Below are 16,861 nucleotides of genomic sequence, written 5' to 3'. Positions count from 1 at the left end.
CCGGTCCGGCCCGGCGCGGGCCGTCCGCTCAGCCCGTGACCTGGACCCACCGGGCGACCGACGGCGTGCCGGCCGCGTCCGTCAGGAACAGCATGTACCAGCCGGGCGGCAGCAGGTTCGGGTTGCCCGGGAGGGTGAGCGAGAGCCCGTCGGCGGTGCGCCCGGTGATGTCCAGGGCGACCGAGCGCTGCTCGACGTCGGTCACGTGGGTCACCGAACTCGGCCGGATCAGTTTGGCGGTGGTCACCGCGTCCGGCCGGGCGGTGCCGATCCGGACGGTGCCGCCGAGCTTCGCCACCGCGGGCGAGGCCGTCACCTCGGGCCGGTCGCCGTGGTACAGGTACGGCGGGGTGTAGATCTCGATGCGCTGCTCGAAGCCGCCGGGCTGGGTCTCGGCCTTGTCGGCGAACAGCGGGTTGGAGCCCAGCACGGCGACCCGGCCGTCCGGCAGCAGCAGCGCCTCGGAGTGGTAGTCGCGGCCGACGGCGGGCTCGGCGGCGGTGCTGAAGGTGTTGGAATCCGGGTGGTACACCTGGGCCTTGAGCAGGTCGCTGTCGCCCCGGCCGCGGTAGCCGCTGGAGCCGCCGGTGGTGAACACGGTGTCGTCCGGGAGCACCACGCTGTTGAGGTAGCGGGTCCCGCCGGCCGGCAGGTCGGGGCCCGGGACGAAGGCGGGCTCGCGCGCGGTCAGGTCGACGATGTCGGTGCGGGCCGTGGACAGCGGGGACTCGCCGACCCCGCCGCCGCCCAGCACCATGACCTTCTGGGCCTGCGCGGGTGGCAGCAGCACCGAGGCGGAGGTCTCGGTCAGCTTCGGGTCGCGGAGTCCGGGGACGGGCCGGAAGCCGTTGTTCGACAGGTCCCAGAGGCCCGGCTCGCGGCCCTTGTCGGCGGGGCCGTAGCCCGCGTTGGAACCGGAGTAGAAGAGCTTGCCGCTCGCCGTCAGGAAGATCGACGGGTAGGTCGGGAAGTAGCGGTCGGGGCCCTTGGACCAGGTCCTGGCCTTCGGGTCGTAGATCTCGTTGTCGTTGCCGTTGAGGATCAGCCCGGTGTCGTCCAGGCCGGAGACGGTGACCACCCGGCCGTCGCCCAGCCCGGTCAGGGTCGGGTACCACCGGGCGTGCGCCATGTCGGTGACCTGCTCGTAGAGCTCGGTGTCCGGGTTGAACTCGAAGGCGGAGCGGATGCCCTGGTAGTCCTGCTTGTCCAGGGTCAGCTTCTCGCTCTGCCCGTACAGGTTGTGGGCGTCGACGCCGGCCAGCCCCTTGATCCGGTACTGGGCGGGGGAGTTGCTCACGTAGTCCCGGCCCTCGCCGACCGCCTCGACGAACACGTGCTGCTCGCCGGCCGTGACCACGGTCTGCTTCCCGGCGCCGGTCTTGGTCGCGGCGGGGACGGTCACCTGGACGGTGCTGGCGTACTCCCGGCCGTTCGGGGCGACGAAAACCGTGCCCTTGGGGAAGGTGCGGTCGTGCTCCGGGCTCTCGTTGCGCACCCGCATCACGCCGGCCGCCTTCTTCACCGCGCCGTCCAGCTTCTCGTACCGCTGGGTGCCGCCGGCCACCAGCACCCGGCCGTCCGGGAGGGAGGCGTGGCCGCCGCAGAACATGTCGGCGGGGGTGGGTATCAGCTTGTAGGTGTTCCTCGCCGGGTCCCAGAGCAGGCTCTTGAAGGTGCCCGCGTTGAACTGCTTCTCGTCGTTGCCGGACCCGGCCACGATCAGCACCTTTCCGGTGCGCAGCAGGGTGGCGTGGACGGCGTTGACCCGGAACTCGGCGGGCAGCGACAGGGTCTGCCAGTGGCCGTACCGGGCCTTGTACTCGGGGCGGTTGATCACGTACTGGTGGTACTGGTCGCTGGCGAAGCCGAGGACGGCCGGGGCGTTCATCCCGGCGACGGTCAGCGCGACGGTGCTGCCGAGGGCGAAGCGCTTGGTGCGGCCGGTCTTGTGGATCTTCACGGTGGTGGTCCCCTCGGGAGGCGGGCGGGACTGGTACGGGGCGGGGCGGCTCAGCGGGTGGGCGTGCCGCTCTCGGCGTGGTCGGGCGCCGGGTCGTCGGACGCCGGGCCGGCGGGCCGGACGAGGCGGAGCGTGACCGTCGGGGTGTCGGGCGCGGCCGGGCGGAGGGTGAGGGCCGGGCGGCGCTTCTCCAGCAGCACCTTGGGCGCCGCGCCCGGGTCGCCGGTCACGGTCAGGGTGGCGGTGGGCCGGGTGCGCAGGCGGCGGACGGCGTCACCGGCCGAGATCAGCAGCGGCAGCACGGTCAGACCCAGGGCGATGCAGGCCCAGGTGCGCATCGCCACGTGGTCGTAGCCGGTGCGGAAGGACACGGCGACGGCGCCGCCGAACACCACCGCCCAGAACAGGTGGTAGCGGAAGGTGCCGAGCCGGTCGGCGCTGGCCTCCCGGCCCTTGGGCGTCACCACGAAGCCGCTGCGGCGGCGCACCAGCGTCTGGAGCAGCGAGGCCGCGTACACCGGGCCGCAGAGCGCCGACATCACCATGCCCGCGACCCCGGAGGAGCCGGCCGGCTCGTGCGGGCTCACGTTGTGCTTGCGGTTCCAGGTGTAGAGCAGGAGTTGGAGCGCGGCGGCGTCGCTGTAGAGCATCATCCAGAGCTCCGAGGAGACGTGCACACCCGAGGCGCCGAAGCCCAGGTAGAGCACGCTGGACACCCCGCCGAGCAGCCAGGTGAGCGCCGCCATCGGGTAGAAGCCCACCATCAGCGTGTAGTTGAGCAGTCGGCCGGGCGACAGCCGCCAGAGCACCCGCCAGTACTGGGTGAGCAGGGTCTCGTAGGTGCCACGGCTCCACCGCAGTTGCTGGGTGAAGAAGTCGGTCCAGGAGGACGGGCCTTCGCCGACGGCGAGGACGTCCGGGGTGTACACGGACTTCCACTTCTCGCCGGTCTCCGGGTTCCGGTTGCGGTGGAACTCCAGACCGGTCGCCATGTCCTCCGTGACGGAGTCGTACAACCCGCCGATCGACCGGAGCGCGCGGATTCGGACGGCGTTGTTGGTGCCGACGAACATCGGTGCGCCGTAACGGTTTCCGGCGCGCTGGATGAGTGCGTGGAAGAGGTACTGCTGGCTCTCGGAGAATTTGGTGACGGCCGAACCCGAGCTGCGGTAGTTCCCGTACACCTGAGGTCCGACCACGAATGCCACGTCCGGATCGCGGAAGTAGCCGAGCATGCGCTCGCAGAAGTCGGGCAGCGGCACGTGGTCGGTGTCGACGGACACCCAGAAGTCGTAGTCGTCGCCGTGGGCCTGGAGCCAGGCGTTGTAGTTGCCGTGCTTCGACCGGGCGCGGAACCGCCCCTTCGGCCGGTTCCAGTGCGGCCGGCCGGAACGGGTGAAGTGGCGGACGCCCAGTTCGGCGCAGAGGGCGCGCATTGCAGGATCGTTTCCCTCGTCCAACAACCAGACGTCGTACGGTCCTTCGTGCCGGACGCCGCGCGCCGCCAGCAGCGTGGCCCGCACCATCTCCGGCGGCTCCTTGCCCGGCACACAGGTGGTGAGGAACGCGACCCGGGTGCCGGACTCCGGCGTCACCGGTATCGGGTCCCGGGCCACCAGGGTGGCGTGGGTGTTGGAGACCACGTTGACCAGCCGGAACAGCTCGACCACCGCGATGATGCCGATCATCACCTTGTCCCCGAGCAGCACCAGGACGTTGGTCTCGTCCTGGCGCTCCGGCCAGTGCTCCGGCAGCAGCAGCCAGACCAGCAGGATCGCCTCCACCAGGGGGGCCGCCACCAGCAGCAGGGCGGCCCGTAACCGGTGCGGATCGTGGCGCAGCAGGCTCCGGTACTGGACCCGGTACGGGGCGCTCGGCTGGGTGCCCGGCAGCGTACCTGCGGGCGGCCGCGCACCTGCGGGTGCCCGCGCGCCGTCCGGCTCCGGTCGGTACACGCCGGCCCCGAGCTCCCGGTCCTCGCCCGGATCGACGGCCGGGCCCGCCAGACGGCTGAAATGGCCGTAGTCGTACGGGGCTTCGGGTACTGGCTCGGTCCGCAGCGCGGCCTCGTCGAGCTGCCCGGCGCCCCGGCGATTTCGGCCCGATCGGCCCTCGCGGGTCGTTCCGGCGTGTTTCCGTCGCGCGGACGGGTCGGTCATGACGTGCTCCCCCCGGAGTTCTGCGGCTTGCTGTGCTCGGCGGTGCTCGCCTCGCCCCCGGAGCCGCCCGGGCAGAACGCGATACCGGGAATCCCGTACCGGGAACGCGGTACGTGGAGTGTGTGCGACCGGATCGGTTGTGGGCCGGCACGACGGCTTCGAATGCGGGATCCCGGTGCGCTGTCCAGCTTCCCCAGCGGGCGCGAGGGGATCCGTGGCTTGCTCAACTCTCCTGGAGCGTAACGCTGATCGCAACAGTTCCACACGACGATCGCGGCTCAGGCGTGAAGATGGTACGGTTCCCGGCCACGGTGGCTCGTGATGGTGCTAATGCAGCGGAATTCGGCCCGGCGGCGAGTGGACGATGCCGCGGCGGGTATGCGAACGGCCGGACCGCCGAGGGGAGTTGTCGCCCCAGGTGCGATCCGGCCGGGTGCGGAGGGCGGCCCGTCAGCCCGCCGCGCCGAGGAAGCTCTCCCAGCCGCCGGACGGCGCCTGGCCGACGTTGAGGGTGCGCAGCTTGCGCAGGGTCGACTGGTCCTGCACCTCCAGCCACTCGACCAGCTGCTTGAAGGAGACCAGCCGGACCTCGGGCTTGCCCGCGATCGCCTTGAGGGCCTCCTCGACGGCGTCCATGTAGATGCCGCCGTTCCACTGCTCGAAGTGGTTGCCGACGAAGAACGGCGCGCGGTTGCTGTTGTAGGCGCGGTCGAACCCGGCCAGGTAGGAGTTGGTCGCCTGGGTGCGCCAGTCGTTGTACTTGCCCGGGTCGCCCTTGGTGCTGCCGTTGGACTGGTTGGCCAGGATGTTGTAGTCCATCGACAGGACCTGGAAGGTGTGCCCGGGGAAGGGTATGGACTGGAGCGGGAAGTCCCAGATCTTGCCGTCCTGCACCTTCTGCGGCCATATCTGGAGCCCGCCGGAGGAGCTCGCGTCGTACTTCCAGCCCAGCTTCGCGATGGTCGGCAGCAGTGCCTTCTGACCTTCCAGGCACGGGGTGCGGCCGCCTATGAGCTCCTTCTTGTAGTCGAAGGGCAGCGGGTCGACGTCGGTGAAGCCGGTGTTGGTCCGCCACTGGGTGACGAAGGAGACCGCCTGGTCTATCTCGCTCTGCCAGTCGTCCGGGGTCCACATGTTGACCCCGTTCTTGTCCGGACGGCTGGAGCAGAAGTGCCCGTTGAAGTGGGTGCCTATCTCGTGCCCGGCGAGCCAGGCCTGGCTGACCAGCTTGAGGGTGCTCTTGACCGCGCCGTCCGACAGGTAGGGGATGTCGGAGGCGCCGACCGCGTGCTTCGGCGGGTGGTACAGCTGGGACTTGCCCTTGGGCAGGGCGTAGATGCCGGAGAGGAAGAAGGTCATGGTGGCCTTGTACTGCTCCGCCAGCTTGAGGAAGCGGGGGAACTGGCCGTCGTCGGTGCCGCCCGCGCCGTCCCAGGAGAAGACCACGAACTGCGGCGGGCGCTCGCCCGGCTTGAGCTTCTCGGGCTTGGGCTGGTTCGGCTGCGGACCGGTGTCCGCGGTGGATCCGTCGCCGATCGGGGCGCCCTTGGGCACCACCGCCTGGGTCGGGTCGGTGGTGCCGCTCTGGCCGGCGTTGGCGTTGCCGCCGGAGGAAGGTGAGGTGGAGTTCTGCCCCGAACCGGATCCGCCGCTGGAACAGGCCGAGACCGCGCCGAGGGCCGCGGTCGCAGCGGTTGCACTGAGCACCGTCCTGCGCGAGATGCTGGTCATGGTCTCCCCTGGCTGCCGATCGACCGGGGGTGAGGGCGGTCCGGGCCGCACCGGTCAAATCGGGCAATTGATGAATTTTCCGCCGTTAGCATGCCATGTCGCCGCAGCGGCTTCCAAGGTCGCCGGGCTCCGACGACAGTGAACACGCCGGGGGCACCCGGCCGGGCTGCAGGGATTCGTCGTCTGTTGCGGTCCTGTGACGCTTCGCATCGCGTGCCGTCAGGGGAGTACGGTACCGCCGCCCCGCCGGGCCCGGTCAGAGTTCGTCGGCACTCGGTGCCGGACGTTCGTCGGACGCCACCGGTCGTTCCGGGGACCGCTCAGACCACGGCCAGCCGCCGGTGGCGGCGCACTATTCGCGCGATCGCGGTGCTGACGGCGGTGGCCGCCGCGCAGGAGACCGCCAGGCTCAGCCAGGCGGTGTTGAACCAGTGGCTGTTCAGCCAGCCCAGCGTCACGATGTACGCGGCCCAGACCAGTGCCGCCAGCGCCGACCAGTGCAGGAAGCGGTGCGGATGGGCGGGGGAGTGGCCGATGGCCAGATCCAGGACGGTCCGCCCGGCCGGCACGAACCGCGCGATCACCACCATCGCGGCCGCCCCGGCGTGCGGGCGCTCGATCAGCGACTGTTGGACCCTGGCCACGCTGGCCGCCAGTTTCGGACGTTGGGCGAGCCGGCGTTGCAGCAGCGGGGCCCCGCGCCGGGCCAGGTGGAGCAGGAGGACGTCCCCCAGGAAGGAGGCCACCGCCACGCCGAGGCCGAGCAGCACCGGGGCGCCGTTGATCTGGGCCGTCTTGAGCACGGCCAGGATGACCAGCGTGCCGCTCGGGATGAAGGGGAGCAGCGCGTCGCCGAGTACGGCGAAGAGCGCAAGGGCGCAGATCCACGAGGATCCGATCGCCGCCACGAAGTTCAAGGCCGTACTCCCTCCACCACGCCGCCCTGGTGGAGCAGGTGGCTCTGGGGTCAACGCTAGCGCTTCGACTTTTCATGCCATGAAGCACCCCGGTGAGCCGGAGGTCACAGTGGGGACCACGGCCTGCGGGTCCGGTCGCGGGGAACGGCGAGGGCCGGAAACGGAACGAGCCCCCGGGGCGGGGTGCCGCACCGAGGGCTCGCAGCGATCGATCGGCGCTGGTCCAGCCCGACGACCTTGCTGACGGAACACGGACCCGCTCGGTGGTCCAGCTCCTGATCATCAGCCTGCCCGATGCCGGTGGCCGATCGCGAGCGCGCCGGGTGGCGACTTCCGACCCTGGCGGAAAGTCGCCATCCGTGTCGACCCGCTGGCGCTGAGTCATCCGAACGGTCGGTCGGGCGGCCGTCGAGGACGGGGCCGAACCCGCCCCCGAGCGCGCTCGAATCTCATCCGAATCTCATCCGAGCCGCACGCGAGCCGCACGCGAACCGCCCCCGGACCGCACCGACATCCGACGGTCGGTACGGGAACAGCGAGCCCCTGACCGTGGTTGACCCCGGTCGGCGGCGACCGCCGGGCCGTCCGAGACCCGCGGCCGCCGCCGACGGACGGCTCGGAGGAGAGCCGGACCACGACAGCGAGGAGGCGGACGGCATGACCACCGAGGACCAGCAGGAGCACGGAACCGGGCCCGCGGCCGACGAGGCGATCCGGGGCACCGCCCGCGGTACGGCCCCCGCTCCGCTCTCGATCCTCGACCTGGCCACCGTCGGCGTCGGCTACACGCCCAGCGAGGCCCTGGCCGCCACCACCGAACTGGCCCGCCGCGCCGAGCAGTGGGGCTACCACCGCTTCTGGGTCGCCGAGCACCACGGCATGCCCGGAGTGGCCAGCTCCACCCCGGCCGTCCTGATCGCCCACCTCGGCGCCAACACCACCACGCTGCGCCTCGGTTCGGGCGGTGTCATGCTCCCCAACCACGCCCCGCTGGCCATCGCCGAACAGTTCGGCCTGCTGGAGGCCCTGCACCCCGGCCGGATCGACCTCGGACTCGGCCGCGCCCCCGGCACCGACCAGGCCACCGCCCGGGCACTGCGCCGCGGCGTCGCCGAGGGCGCGGACGACTTCCCGCTCCAGCTCTCCGAGCTGACCCACTTCCTCGACGGGGACTTCCCCGCCGGCCACCCGTACGAGCGGCTGACCGCCGTGCCCAAGGGTGAGGGCCGCCCGCCGGTCTGGCTGCTCGGCTCCTCCGGTTTCAGCGCCCAGCTGGCGGGCCGCCTCGGCCTCCCCTTCGCCTTCGCCCACCACTTCAGCAGCGCCAACACCGTTCCGGCCCTGGACCTGTACCGGACGTCCTTCCGCCCGTCCGCCGTGCTCGACGAGCCGTACGCGCTGATCGGCGTGAGCGCGGTCGCCGCCGAGGACGAGACCGCCGCCCGTCGGCTCGCCCGTTCCGCGGCGCTCGGCATGCTCCGGCTGCGGCGCGGCAACCCCGGCCCGATCCCCACCCCGGAGGAGGCGGAGGAGTACCCGTACAGCCCGGTCGAGGCGGACTTCGTCGACAACTGGCTGGACAACGTGGTGCTCGGCGACCCGGGCCAGGTCGCGGACGGCCTGGAGGCCCTGCGCAAGCGGACCGGCGTGGACGAGCTGATGGTCACCTCGCACATCCACGGCCACGAGGCCCGGCTCCGCTCCTACGGGCTGATCGCCGAGGCCTACGGCCTGACGGCGTCCGTCTGACGGCCGTTCGGGGCGGGGCGGCCCTCGCGGAGTATGGCCGCGACGAGTGCGGCCTCGCCCGGCCGGGCGAAGTACCAGCCCTGGGCGGTGTCGCAGCCGGTGAGCCGGAGCCGCTCGGCCTGGGCGGCGCTCTCGATGCCCTCCGCGGTGACGGTCAGTCCGAGGGTGTGGGCCAGCTGCACCATCGCGCCGACGATCTGCTCGTCCGCGTCGCTGCGTCGGGAGCGGAGCTCGGGGACGGCCGACCGGTCGGCCGCGGTGGCTGCCGTGGCCGTCGTGGCTGCTGTGGCCGTCGTGGCCGTCGTGGCCGTCGTGGTCGCCGTGGCGCTCAGCGCCGCGGCCGGGGCCGGGTCCCGGAAGCCCTCGATGAACGTTCCGTCGAGCTTGAGGACGTGCACCGGCAGCCGGGACAGGTAGGCCAGGTTGGAGTAGCCGGTGCCGAAGTCGTCGATCGCGATCCGCACGCCCATGTCGGCGAGCGCCTGCAGGGCCTGCAACGGGCGGCCGCCGGGGCCGAGCAGGGCGCTCTCGGTGATCTCCAGTTGCAGCAGCCGGGCGGGCAGGCCGGTGCTCTCGAGGGCGCGGGCGACGTCGGCGACCACGTCGGAGTCCCAGATCTGGCGGGCCGCCAGGTTGACGCTCACGAAGGTCTCGGTGTCCGGGAACTCGGTGAGCCACTGTCGGGCCTGGCGGCAGGACTCCTCCAGCACCCACTTGCCGAGCGGCACGATGGCGCCGGACTCCTCGGCGAGCGGGATGAAGCGGTCGGGGGAGAGGGTCCCGTAGCGGGGGTGGCGCCAGCGGACGAGCGCCTCGGCGCCGCGCACCGTGCCGTCGGCCAGGCCGACCAGCGGCTGGTACTCGATGGTGAACTCACCGCGCTCCAGGGCCGGCCGCAGCGCGGTGGCGAGGAGCTGGCGGGTCAGCTGGTGGGCTCCGCGGTCCGGGTCGTAGAGGGTCCAGCGGGCGCGGCCGTCGGCCTTGGACCAGTAGAGGGTGGCGTCGGCGTCCTTGACCAGGTCGGTCGGGGTGGTCTCGTGCACCGACCGTTCGACGACGCCGACGCTGGCGGTGACCACCAGCCGGTGCCCGGCGACGTCGAAGGGACGTTCCAGCAGCTCAAGGATCCGCCCGGCCAGGGCGGTCAGCTGCTCGCTGCCGTCGCTGTCAGGGACCAGGACGGCGAACTCGTCGCCGCCCATCCGGGCCACCAGGTGGGCCTCCTGCCCGTCGGCGGCGGCGTTGTTGGCATCGTCGGCATCGTCGGCGGTGCGGGCGAGTCCGCGTCGGAGCCGGGCGGCGACGGCGATCAGCAGCTGGTCGCCGATGTGGTGGCCGAGGGTCTCGTTGATCGCCGCGAAGCCGTCGAGGTCCAGGTAGCAGACGCCCACCCGGCGCGCTTTCACTGCGGCGGCCTCGGCGACCGGCAGGCAGGCGGCGTCGAGCCGCTCGAAGAAGGAGGTCCGGTTGGGCAGCCGGGTCAGTGGATCGTGCAGGGCCTGGTACTCCAGGCGGTCTCCGAGCCGGCGCTGCTCGGTGAGGTCCTCGACCAGTGCGAGGGTGTAGAGCGGCTGCCCGGCGGGGTCCCGGATCAGCGAGACCGTCACCTTGCCCCAGACCGTGTGGCCCTCGCGGTGCCGGAGCTGCTTCTCCACGCGGAACCGTTCCCGCTCGCCGTGGACGAGCCCGTCGAAGAGCCGGTGCGGCAGGCCCTCCGGGTCGATGATCTCGTGCAGGTGGATGCGGGCCAACTCGCCGACGCCGCGGCCGATCAGGGCGGCGAAGGCGGGGTTGACCTCGATGATCCGGTCCTCGGAGTCGATCAGGGCCATGCCGATGACGGCGTCGCAGAAGGCCGCCCGGAAGCGGGACTCGCTGGCCTGCAGGGCCGCCAGAAGTCGGTCGGTCCCGCCGCCCGTGTGGTCGGTGCCGTCCGGGTCGCCCGGGTGCGCACCGTCGGCCAGGGGGGCCGAGCAGGTGGGGCAGAGCCGCACCTCCGGACCCTCCGGGTCCTCCAGGGTGACGCGGCCCGTGGTCGTGGTCGTGGTCGCGGTGGTGGCCACGGCCGGGGGAACGGGGACGCCGGAGGTGCCGGCGGCGAGCCCGACCGGATCGAGGACCGGCGGGGCGAGGAGGCGGTGGTGGGACGCGCGGTGATGTGACGATTCCTCGTGTCGCACGCCTGGGTGGTGTGCGTCGCCCCCCTCGTTCTGGCCCGGCACGGCATGCTCCCGTCCGCTGCTGACGCTTGACGATGGTCTGCCTGGCCGGTCGGGATCCCGGCGGCCGGCTCCGCACTCTGTCGGGGCCTCGGGGCCGGTCCGCTGCGGTGCGTCCGCCGTGGGGCGCTGCCGCGCGGGGACCCGGGTGGAGAACAGGGCGCTGCGGCCGATCATAGGCCGCGACGGCAACGCGCGGTGACCGCCGGCAGGGTGATTCGCCCCGTTTGCCATCAAGCGTGGTGGAACGTTCGGACGCCCCCGGTACACATCACCTGAGGTGTGCCGGGAGCGCGTGCGCCGCTGGCGCGCCCCCGGACGCCGGTTGCGCGCCGGGGGCGGGGCCGGAGTGCGCCCCGGACGGGCCGGGGGTGCGGTCAGGCCAGCTTGGCGGTGAGGGTGATGGTGGTGCCGGTCAGGGCCTGGCTGACCGGGCAGTTGGCCTTGGCGTCCTCGGCGGCCTTCACGAAGCCGGCCTCGTCCAGTCCGGGGACCGCACCGGTGACGGTCAGGTGGATCCCGGTGATGCCGGTGCCGGGCTGGAAGGTGACGTCGGCCTGGGTGTCCAGCGTGGTGGGCGGGTTGCCGGCCTTGGTGAGGCCGTTGGAGAGGGCCATCGAGAAGCAGGCGGAGTGGGCGGCCGCGATGAGTTCCTCGGGGCTGGTCTTGCCGTTGGGCTCCTCGGCGCGGGCCGGCCAGGAGACGGGGTACTCGCCGATCCCGGAGGAGGCGAAGGTCACCTGCCCCTTGCCGTGCAGGAGGTCGCCCTCCCAGGCCGTGCGGGCGGTGCGGGTGGTTGCCACGATCGGTTCCTCCAGTGCTGAGGGACTGCTGAGTCGTCACTTCCGGTCATGCACGCACCAGACTACGGGCAGTCCCGCCGCGGAGCCGGGCGCCGGGCGGCAGGGCCGCGGTCCTCCCGTGTTCCCGCCGGTGCCCCCTCCTGCCGTCCGGATGCTGGACGGTTCCCCGGACGGTGCCGGTCCGGCGCGGGAGCCCTGTTAGATTTGCCGGGGTCCGAGCCCGGCCGCCGTACGGTCGGGTGACCACCCAAGACACCGGGAGCCGCCCCGATGACGGACCAGCCCACGACCCCCGACGCCGGCGTGCCCGCGGGGATCGACGACGCGGTGCGGGCCGAGCTGACCAGCCTGCGCGAGAGCATCGACAACATCGATGCCGCGGTGGTCCACATGCTGGCCGAGCGCTTCAAGGCGACCCAGCGGGTCGGCCGCCTCAAGGCCGAGCACAAGCTGCCGCCGGCCGACCCGGCCCGGGAGCGGGACCAGATCAAGCGGCTGCGGGAGCTGGCCGCCGGGGCCAAGCTCGACCCGGTCTTCGCGGAGAAGTTCCTGAACTTCATCATCGCCGAGGTCATCCGCCACCACGAGGCCATCGCCCGCGCCTGACCTCCGGGACGGCGCTGCGGCGGCTCCGGCCGTGCTCCGAGCTGCCGCCGCGATGTCGGAGGCGGCTAAGTCCCGGATTTCGTACGGCTCCCCGGTTGGCGTAGCGTGCAGGTTTCCCCAGCCGGAGAGGTGGAGCAGCGACGATGGCGGTGAACCTGCCCGAAACGCCGAGCGGAGCTCCCAGCGGATCCGCGGTACCAGCCGCCTGGGACGCCCAGGACGGGCCGCCCGCTCCGGACGGGCCGCAGGCGCAGCCCGTCCCACCCGCGTCCGGTGGGCGCGCCGAGGCCCGCCGCCGGGCCGGGGGTTCGCGCGGTCGCAAGGCCCGCCGGGCGGGGCGCCGTCCCCGGCCGTGGTGGATCGAGATCCCGGCGATGGTGGCGGTCGGCCTGGTGGTCGCGCTGCTGATCAAGACCTGCCTGTTCCAGGTCTTCACCATCCCGTCCGGTTCGATGGAGAACACCCTGCGGGTCGGCGACCGGGTCGGCGTGAACAAGCTCGCGCCGCTGACCGGTTGGACGCCGGAGCCGGGGCAGCCGGTGGTGTTCAAGGACCCGGGGAACTGGCTGCCGCCGCAGCCGGTCGACACCAACCCGTTCACGAACGCCGTGAGCTCGGTGCTGAGCTTCGCCGGGCTGGTGCCGCCGAAGGACGACAACTACCTGGTCAAGCGGGTCATTGCGACCGGCGGCCAGACCGTGCAGTGCACGGGCAGCACGCTGACCGTGGACGGCAGGAAGGTCGACGAGCCGTACCTCCACCCGGGCGACGACTCCTGCGCGGGGCTGGACTTCGGCCCGGTGAAGGTGCCCTCGGGCTACATCTGGGTCGAGGGTGACCACCGCAGTGACTCGGCGGACTCGCGCTGGCACCGGCAGGGGCCGGGTGGCGGCGCCGTGCCGGTGGGCAACGTGGTGGGCCCGGTGGCGGCCGTGGTGTGGCCGGTCAGTCACCTCGACTGGTTCGGCTGGACCGGCCGCTGACCCGGGACGCCGTCGCACCGGCCGTACCGGCGGCCCCCGCCTCCACCGTCGGCACTCCCACCGTCGGCACTCCCACCGTCGCCGCCTCCAGCGGCTCCGCCTCCGCCGTCGCCGGCCGGCTCGTCTGCGCGACGAAGGCGCCCGCCAGGACCAGCAGACCGCCCGCGACCTGCGGCAGCCCCAGGTGCTCGCCGAGCAGGACCCAGGCCAGCACGGTGGCGACCACCGCCTCCAGGTTGGCCACCACCCCGGCGATCGGCGGCGAGAGGTACCCGACGGAGATCACGCCGGTCAGGTAGGCGAGCACGGTCGCGACCAACACCATCCAGGCGGCCGGGATCAGCGCGGGCAGGCTGTGCCCGTTCATCACCACGGATCCACCCAGCAGGCCCCAGTCGGCCTGCCAGGGCCGGGTGAGGACGGTGAGCAGGACGGCGCCGATCAGCAGCCCGTACGCGCTGACGGCCAGCGGGTCGACCGGGCGCTCGCCCCGGCGGCCGGCGTCGGCGAGCAGGAAGTAGCCGACCTGGCAGCAGGCCGCGCCGAGGGCGAACAGCACGCCCAGCGCGTCGAAGCTCAGGCCGTTCCAGACCTCCACCACGCAGGCCAGCCCGGCCACCGCGACGCCGGCGCCGACGGCCGCGCCCCGGCTGATCGGCTTGCGCTGCACGAACCTGACGTAGCCGATCAGCAGCGGCGGCCCGAGGTACTCGATGAGCAGGGCGACGCCGACCGGGATGCGGGAGATCGCGGCGAAGTAGCAGGCCTGGACGCCGGCCACGGCGAGCAGGCCGAAGCCGATCAGCAGGCCGGGGCGGCGCAGGACGGCGTCGCGGTGCCGGTAGGCGATCGGGAGGAGGGCGACGGCCGCCCCGGTGACCCGGAGCCACACCACGTGCAGGGGGGAGAGGCCGGCTTCGATCAGTGGCTTGGCCGCGGTGCCGGAGCCGCCGAAGGCGAAGGCGGAGACCAGCGCGAGGCCGAGGCCGAGGGTTCTGCCCGAAGGGAGGGTGGGCGAGGCCGTTGATCTGTGCACTGGCGCATTGTGACAGTCCTACCGATGTCTCGGTAAGGCGCCATATCGGCATTTGATCCTGGTCTGAACTGTCCGTAGAGGCGCGGTGACGAACGTCGGCCGGACCACCGACCCGAGGTCGGTGGTCCGGCCGAGGCGAGCGGACGGAGCGGGTGGTGCGGGCGGAGCGGGTGGTGCGGGGAGGCGATCAGCCCCCGGACCCTGCCGCCGCCCCGTTGGACACGTCCGTCCCGCCGGTGGGCTGGGTGGTCGGCTGACCGGTGGGGTCGGTGGTCGGCTTGCTGGTCGGCGTCGGCTTGGGGGTCGGCCGAACGGTGGGCCGCGAGGTCGGCTGGGTGGTCGGCTGACCGGTCGGGGCGGTGGTCGGGCCGGTGCCCGAACCGCCGGAACCGGAGTCGCCACCCGAGCCGGAGCCGGTGGAGCCGGTGCCCGAGCTGTCGCCCTGCTGGCTGCCCGCGCCGGTGCTCGGCGTGGCGCTGCCGGTCGACGGGGTGCCGCTCGGCGTGCTCGGGGCCGTCGGGACGTCGGTGGCGCCGGAGTCGCCGCCGTCCGCCGGGGTCGGGAAGTCGCTGACCGGCTGGCCCTTGAGCGCGGCCTTCATGTAGGCGGTCCAGATCTGGGCCGGGAACTGGCCGCCCGCCGCGCCGTTGATGCCGCCGACGCCGCTCAGGCTGACCTGGGCGCCGGTGCCCGGGTCCTGGCCGAACAGCGCCACCGAGGTGACCAGCTCGGGGGTGTAGCCGACGAACCAGACGGACTTCTGGTCGTCGGTGGTGCCGGTCTTGCCCGCCGCCGGGCGGCCCAGCGCCTGGGCCCGGAAGCCGGTGCCGCCCGGGTCGCTCACCACGCCCTGGAGCATCGAGGTGACCTGGTTGGCGGTGTCCGCGCTGATCGCCTGGGTGGTCTTGTGCGCCGGCAGCTGCACGGCCTCGCCGGCGCGGTCCACCGACTGCACCAGCCACGGGGTGATCTGCTTGCCGCCGTTGTCCAGGGTGGCGTACACGCCGGCCATGTCGAGCACGCTCGGGGTGGCCGCACCCAGCGGGATGGAGGGCACCGGGTCCAGGCCCGGGGTGTTGGCGGGCAGGCCCAGCGCGATGCCGGTGTCCTTGACCTTCTGCAGCCCGGTGTCCTGCGCGAGCTGGGCGAACACCGAGTTCACCGACTTGTCGATGGCCTGCTGCAGGGAGATCTGGCCGTAGCTGACGTCGCCCTCGTTCGGCGGCGCGTACGGGGTGCCCTTGCCGCCGCGGACCTTGCGGCCGCTGGTGCCGTCGTAGATCGTGCGCGGGGTGACGGTCCGGCCGTCCTGGGTCTTGGCGTTGTTCTCGAAGGCGGCGGCCAGCGCGATCGCCTTGAAGGTCGAACCGGCCTGGTAGTCGCGCCGGGTCGCGTTGTCCACGTAGTGCTTCACGTAGTCGACGCCGCCGTACAGGGCGACCACCGCGCCGGTCTTCGGGTCGACGGAGGCGGCGCCGGCCTGGGCGGCCGCGTCCTTCTTCCGCTTGTCCGGGTTCAGGGTGTCGTGCAGCTGCGCCTGGACGGAGTCCTGGAGGGCCTGCTGGCGGGCCGGGTCGATGCTCAGCTTGATCGTGTAGCCGCCCTTGGCCAGCTCGGTCTCGCTGATGATGTTGTTCGAGGTCAGGTACTGGGTCGCCGCGTCCACCAGGTAGCCGGACTGGCCGGACAGGCCCGGGTTGGGCTGCGGGTCCTTGACGTCCGGGAAGGTGGTCTTCGCCCGCTCGTCGGCGCCGAGCCAGCCCTTCTTGACCATGCCGTCCATGACGTAGTTCCAGCGGTTGACGGCGTTCTGCTTGCCCGCCGGGGTCGCGGTGGCCACGTCGTAGGCGCTCGGGGCGTTCAGCAGGGTGGCCAGGTAGGCGCCCTGGGCCGCGTTGAGCGCGGAGGCGTCGACGCCGAAGTACGCCTGGGCGGCGGCCTGGATGCCGTAGGCGCCGCGGCCGTAGTAGGAGGTGTTCAGGTAGCCGGAGAGGACGTCGTCCTTGCTCATGGTGGCGTCCACCTTGATGGCGATGAAGAGCTCCTTCACCTTGCGGGTGATGGACTGCTTCTGGTCCAGGTACGTGTTCTTCACGTACTGCTGGGTGATGGTGGAGCCGCCCTGGGTGCCCTCGCCCTTGGCGGTGTTGAGGGCGGCCCGGACCAGGCCCTGCACGTTGACGGCGCCCTCGTTGTAGAAGTTGCGGTCCTCGGCGGCCAGCGCCGCGTGCTGGGCGGCGGGGGAGACCTTGTCCAGGCCGACGTTCTGCCGGTTGGTCTGGCCGGTGCGGGTGATCACCGAGCCGTCGGAGTAGAGCCAGGTGTTGCTCTGCGCGGTCGCTGCGGCGTGCGCGTCGGGCACCTTCACCAGCGCGATCCCCAGCGCGAACAGGCCGACGCCGAGCAGCAGCGCCGAGGCGAGGCCGAGCAGCGTCATCCGCCAGGTGGGTATCAGCCGGCGCCAGCCGGTGCGCTTGGGGCGGCGCGGCTTCTTGCCGCCCGGGGTGGTGGTGGAGCGCTTGAGTCGCTTGACCGGCCGGAGGTCGATCGGCGACCGGCCGCTCTGGGCGTTTCGGAACAAGGCGCGGCCTTTCCTGCGGGCGGACCGGGCCAGCCTGCACAGACGGGGACATCGGCGGTTAGGGACCTTTGTCCCGATTCCGGTTTACTGCCCTGGACGAGCCGGGCGGGCCCCATG

The 16,861-nt window shown here is 72.4% G+C and carries 11 protein-coding genes; 3 read left to right on the top strand and 8 right to left on the bottom strand.

Annotation, left to right across the window (positions count from 1 at the left end; all coding sequences use genetic code 11):
• Positions 1-28: 28 nt before the first annotated feature.
• From ACIQWA_RS24775 to ACIQWA_RS24760, 4 genes are all read right to left on the bottom strand, one after another.
• The gene (locus tag ACIQWA_RS24775; RefSeq protein ID WP_402485856.1) at positions 29-1,960 is read right to left on the bottom strand and encodes a galactose oxidase-like domain-containing protein; all 1,932 of its coding nucleotides are present in this window, start codon (positions 1,958-1,960) and stop codon (positions 29-31) included.
• 50 nt (positions 1,961-2,010) lie between these two features.
• Entirely contained in the window at positions 2,011-4,119 is a 2,109-nt protein-coding gene (locus ACIQWA_RS24770; protein ID WP_402485854.1) for a glycosyltransferase family 2 protein, read from the bottom strand.
• A 450-nt stretch (positions 4,120-4,569) separates the two neighbouring features.
• On the bottom strand, positions 4,570-5,850 hold the full coding sequence (locus ACIQWA_RS24765; protein ID WP_360240743.1) for a hypothetical protein: 1,281 nt from the start codon (positions 5,848-5,850) through the stop codon (positions 4,570-4,572).
• Positions 5,851-6,170: 320 nt separating this feature from the next.
• Positions 6,171-6,758, bottom strand: coding sequence for a DedA family protein (locus tag ACIQWA_RS24760; RefSeq protein WP_402486236.1), 588 nt, complete (start codon positions 6,756-6,758; stop codon positions 6,171-6,173).
• A gap of 666 nt (positions 6,759-7,424) precedes the next feature.
• Between ACIQWA_RS24760 and ACIQWA_RS24755 the strand changes: the two genes are divergently transcribed.
• Complete coding sequence (locus ACIQWA_RS24755; RefSeq protein WP_402485851.1) at positions 7,425-8,516, top strand: LLM class flavin-dependent oxidoreductase; 1,092 nt, start codon at positions 7,425-7,427, stop codon at positions 8,514-8,516.
• Here ACIQWA_RS24755 and ACIQWA_RS24750 read toward each other — a convergent pair.
• Both ACIQWA_RS24750 and ACIQWA_RS24745 read right to left on the bottom strand, forming a co-directional pair.
• A complete protein-coding gene (locus ACIQWA_RS24750; RefSeq protein ID WP_402485849.1) occupies positions 8,492-10,696 on the bottom strand; it encodes a putative bifunctional diguanylate cyclase/phosphodiesterase in 2,205 nt (734 codons plus the stop codon). The genes ACIQWA_RS24755 and ACIQWA_RS24750 overlap by 25 nt on opposite strands.
• Before the next feature lie 416 nt (positions 10,697-11,112).
• Complete coding sequence (locus ACIQWA_RS24745; protein ID WP_350504848.1) at positions 11,113-11,538, bottom strand: OsmC family protein; 426 nt, start codon at positions 11,536-11,538, stop codon at positions 11,113-11,115.
• A 270-nt stretch (positions 11,539-11,808) separates the two neighbouring features.
• Between ACIQWA_RS24745 and ACIQWA_RS24740 the strand changes: the two genes are divergently transcribed.
• A complete protein-coding gene (locus ACIQWA_RS24740; protein ID WP_360240753.1) occupies positions 11,809-12,144 on the top strand; it encodes a chorismate mutase in 336 nt (111 codons plus the stop codon).
• 143 nt (positions 12,145-12,287) lie between these two features.
• Positions 12,288-13,127: a signal peptidase I gene (gene lepB, locus ACIQWA_RS24735; protein ID WP_402485846.1), complete on the top strand. Its 840-nt coding sequence runs from the start codon at positions 12,288-12,290 to the stop codon at positions 13,125-13,127.
• On the opposite strand, the gene ACIQWA_RS24730 is transcribed toward lepB, so the two are convergent.
• Positions 13,090-14,163 carry an EamA family transporter gene (locus tag ACIQWA_RS24730; protein WP_402485843.1) on the bottom strand — a complete coding sequence of 358 codons (1,074 nt, stop codon included), beginning with the start codon at positions 14,161-14,163 and terminating at the stop codon, positions 13,090-13,092. The genes lepB and ACIQWA_RS24730 overlap by 38 nt on opposite strands.
• A 187-nt stretch (positions 14,164-14,350) precedes the next feature.
• Positions 14,351-16,744 (bottom strand): transglycosylase domain-containing protein, encoded by a 2,394-nt coding sequence (locus ACIQWA_RS24725; protein WP_402485840.1) that lies wholly within the window; start codon positions 16,742-16,744, stop codon positions 14,351-14,353.
• Between the last annotated feature and the right edge of the window lie 117 nt (positions 16,745-16,861).

It is taken from the genome of Kitasatospora sp. NPDC098652, from assembly GCF_044760155.1.
In the GTDB taxonomy this organism is placed as follows: Bacteria; Actinomycetota; Actinomycetes; order Streptomycetales; family Streptomycetaceae; genus Kitasatospora.
This window is presented reverse-complemented; position numbering and strand designations above follow the sequence as displayed.

What these genes read in the sequence shown, in the direction of transcription:
- ACIQWA_RS24770 (WP_402485854.1), bottom strand. Translation starts at nt 4,119, where the DNA reads ATGACCGACCCGTCCGCGCGACGGAAACACGCCGGAACGACCCGCGAG.
- ACIQWA_RS24765 (WP_360240743.1), bottom strand. Translation starts at nt 5,850, where the DNA reads ATGACCAGCATCTCGCGCAGGACGGTGCTCAGTGCAACCGCTGCGACC.
- ACIQWA_RS24755 (WP_402485851.1), top strand. Translation starts at nt 7,425, where the DNA reads ATGACCACCGAGGACCAGCAGGAGCACGGAACCGGGCCCGCGGCCGAC.
- ACIQWA_RS24740 (WP_360240753.1), top strand. Translation starts at nt 11,809, where the DNA reads ATGACGGACCAGCCCACGACCCCCGACGCCGGCGTGCCCGCGGGGATC.
- lepB (WP_402485846.1), top strand. Translation starts at nt 12,288, where the DNA reads ATGGCGGTGAACCTGCCCGAAACGCCGAGCGGAGCTCCCAGCGGATCC.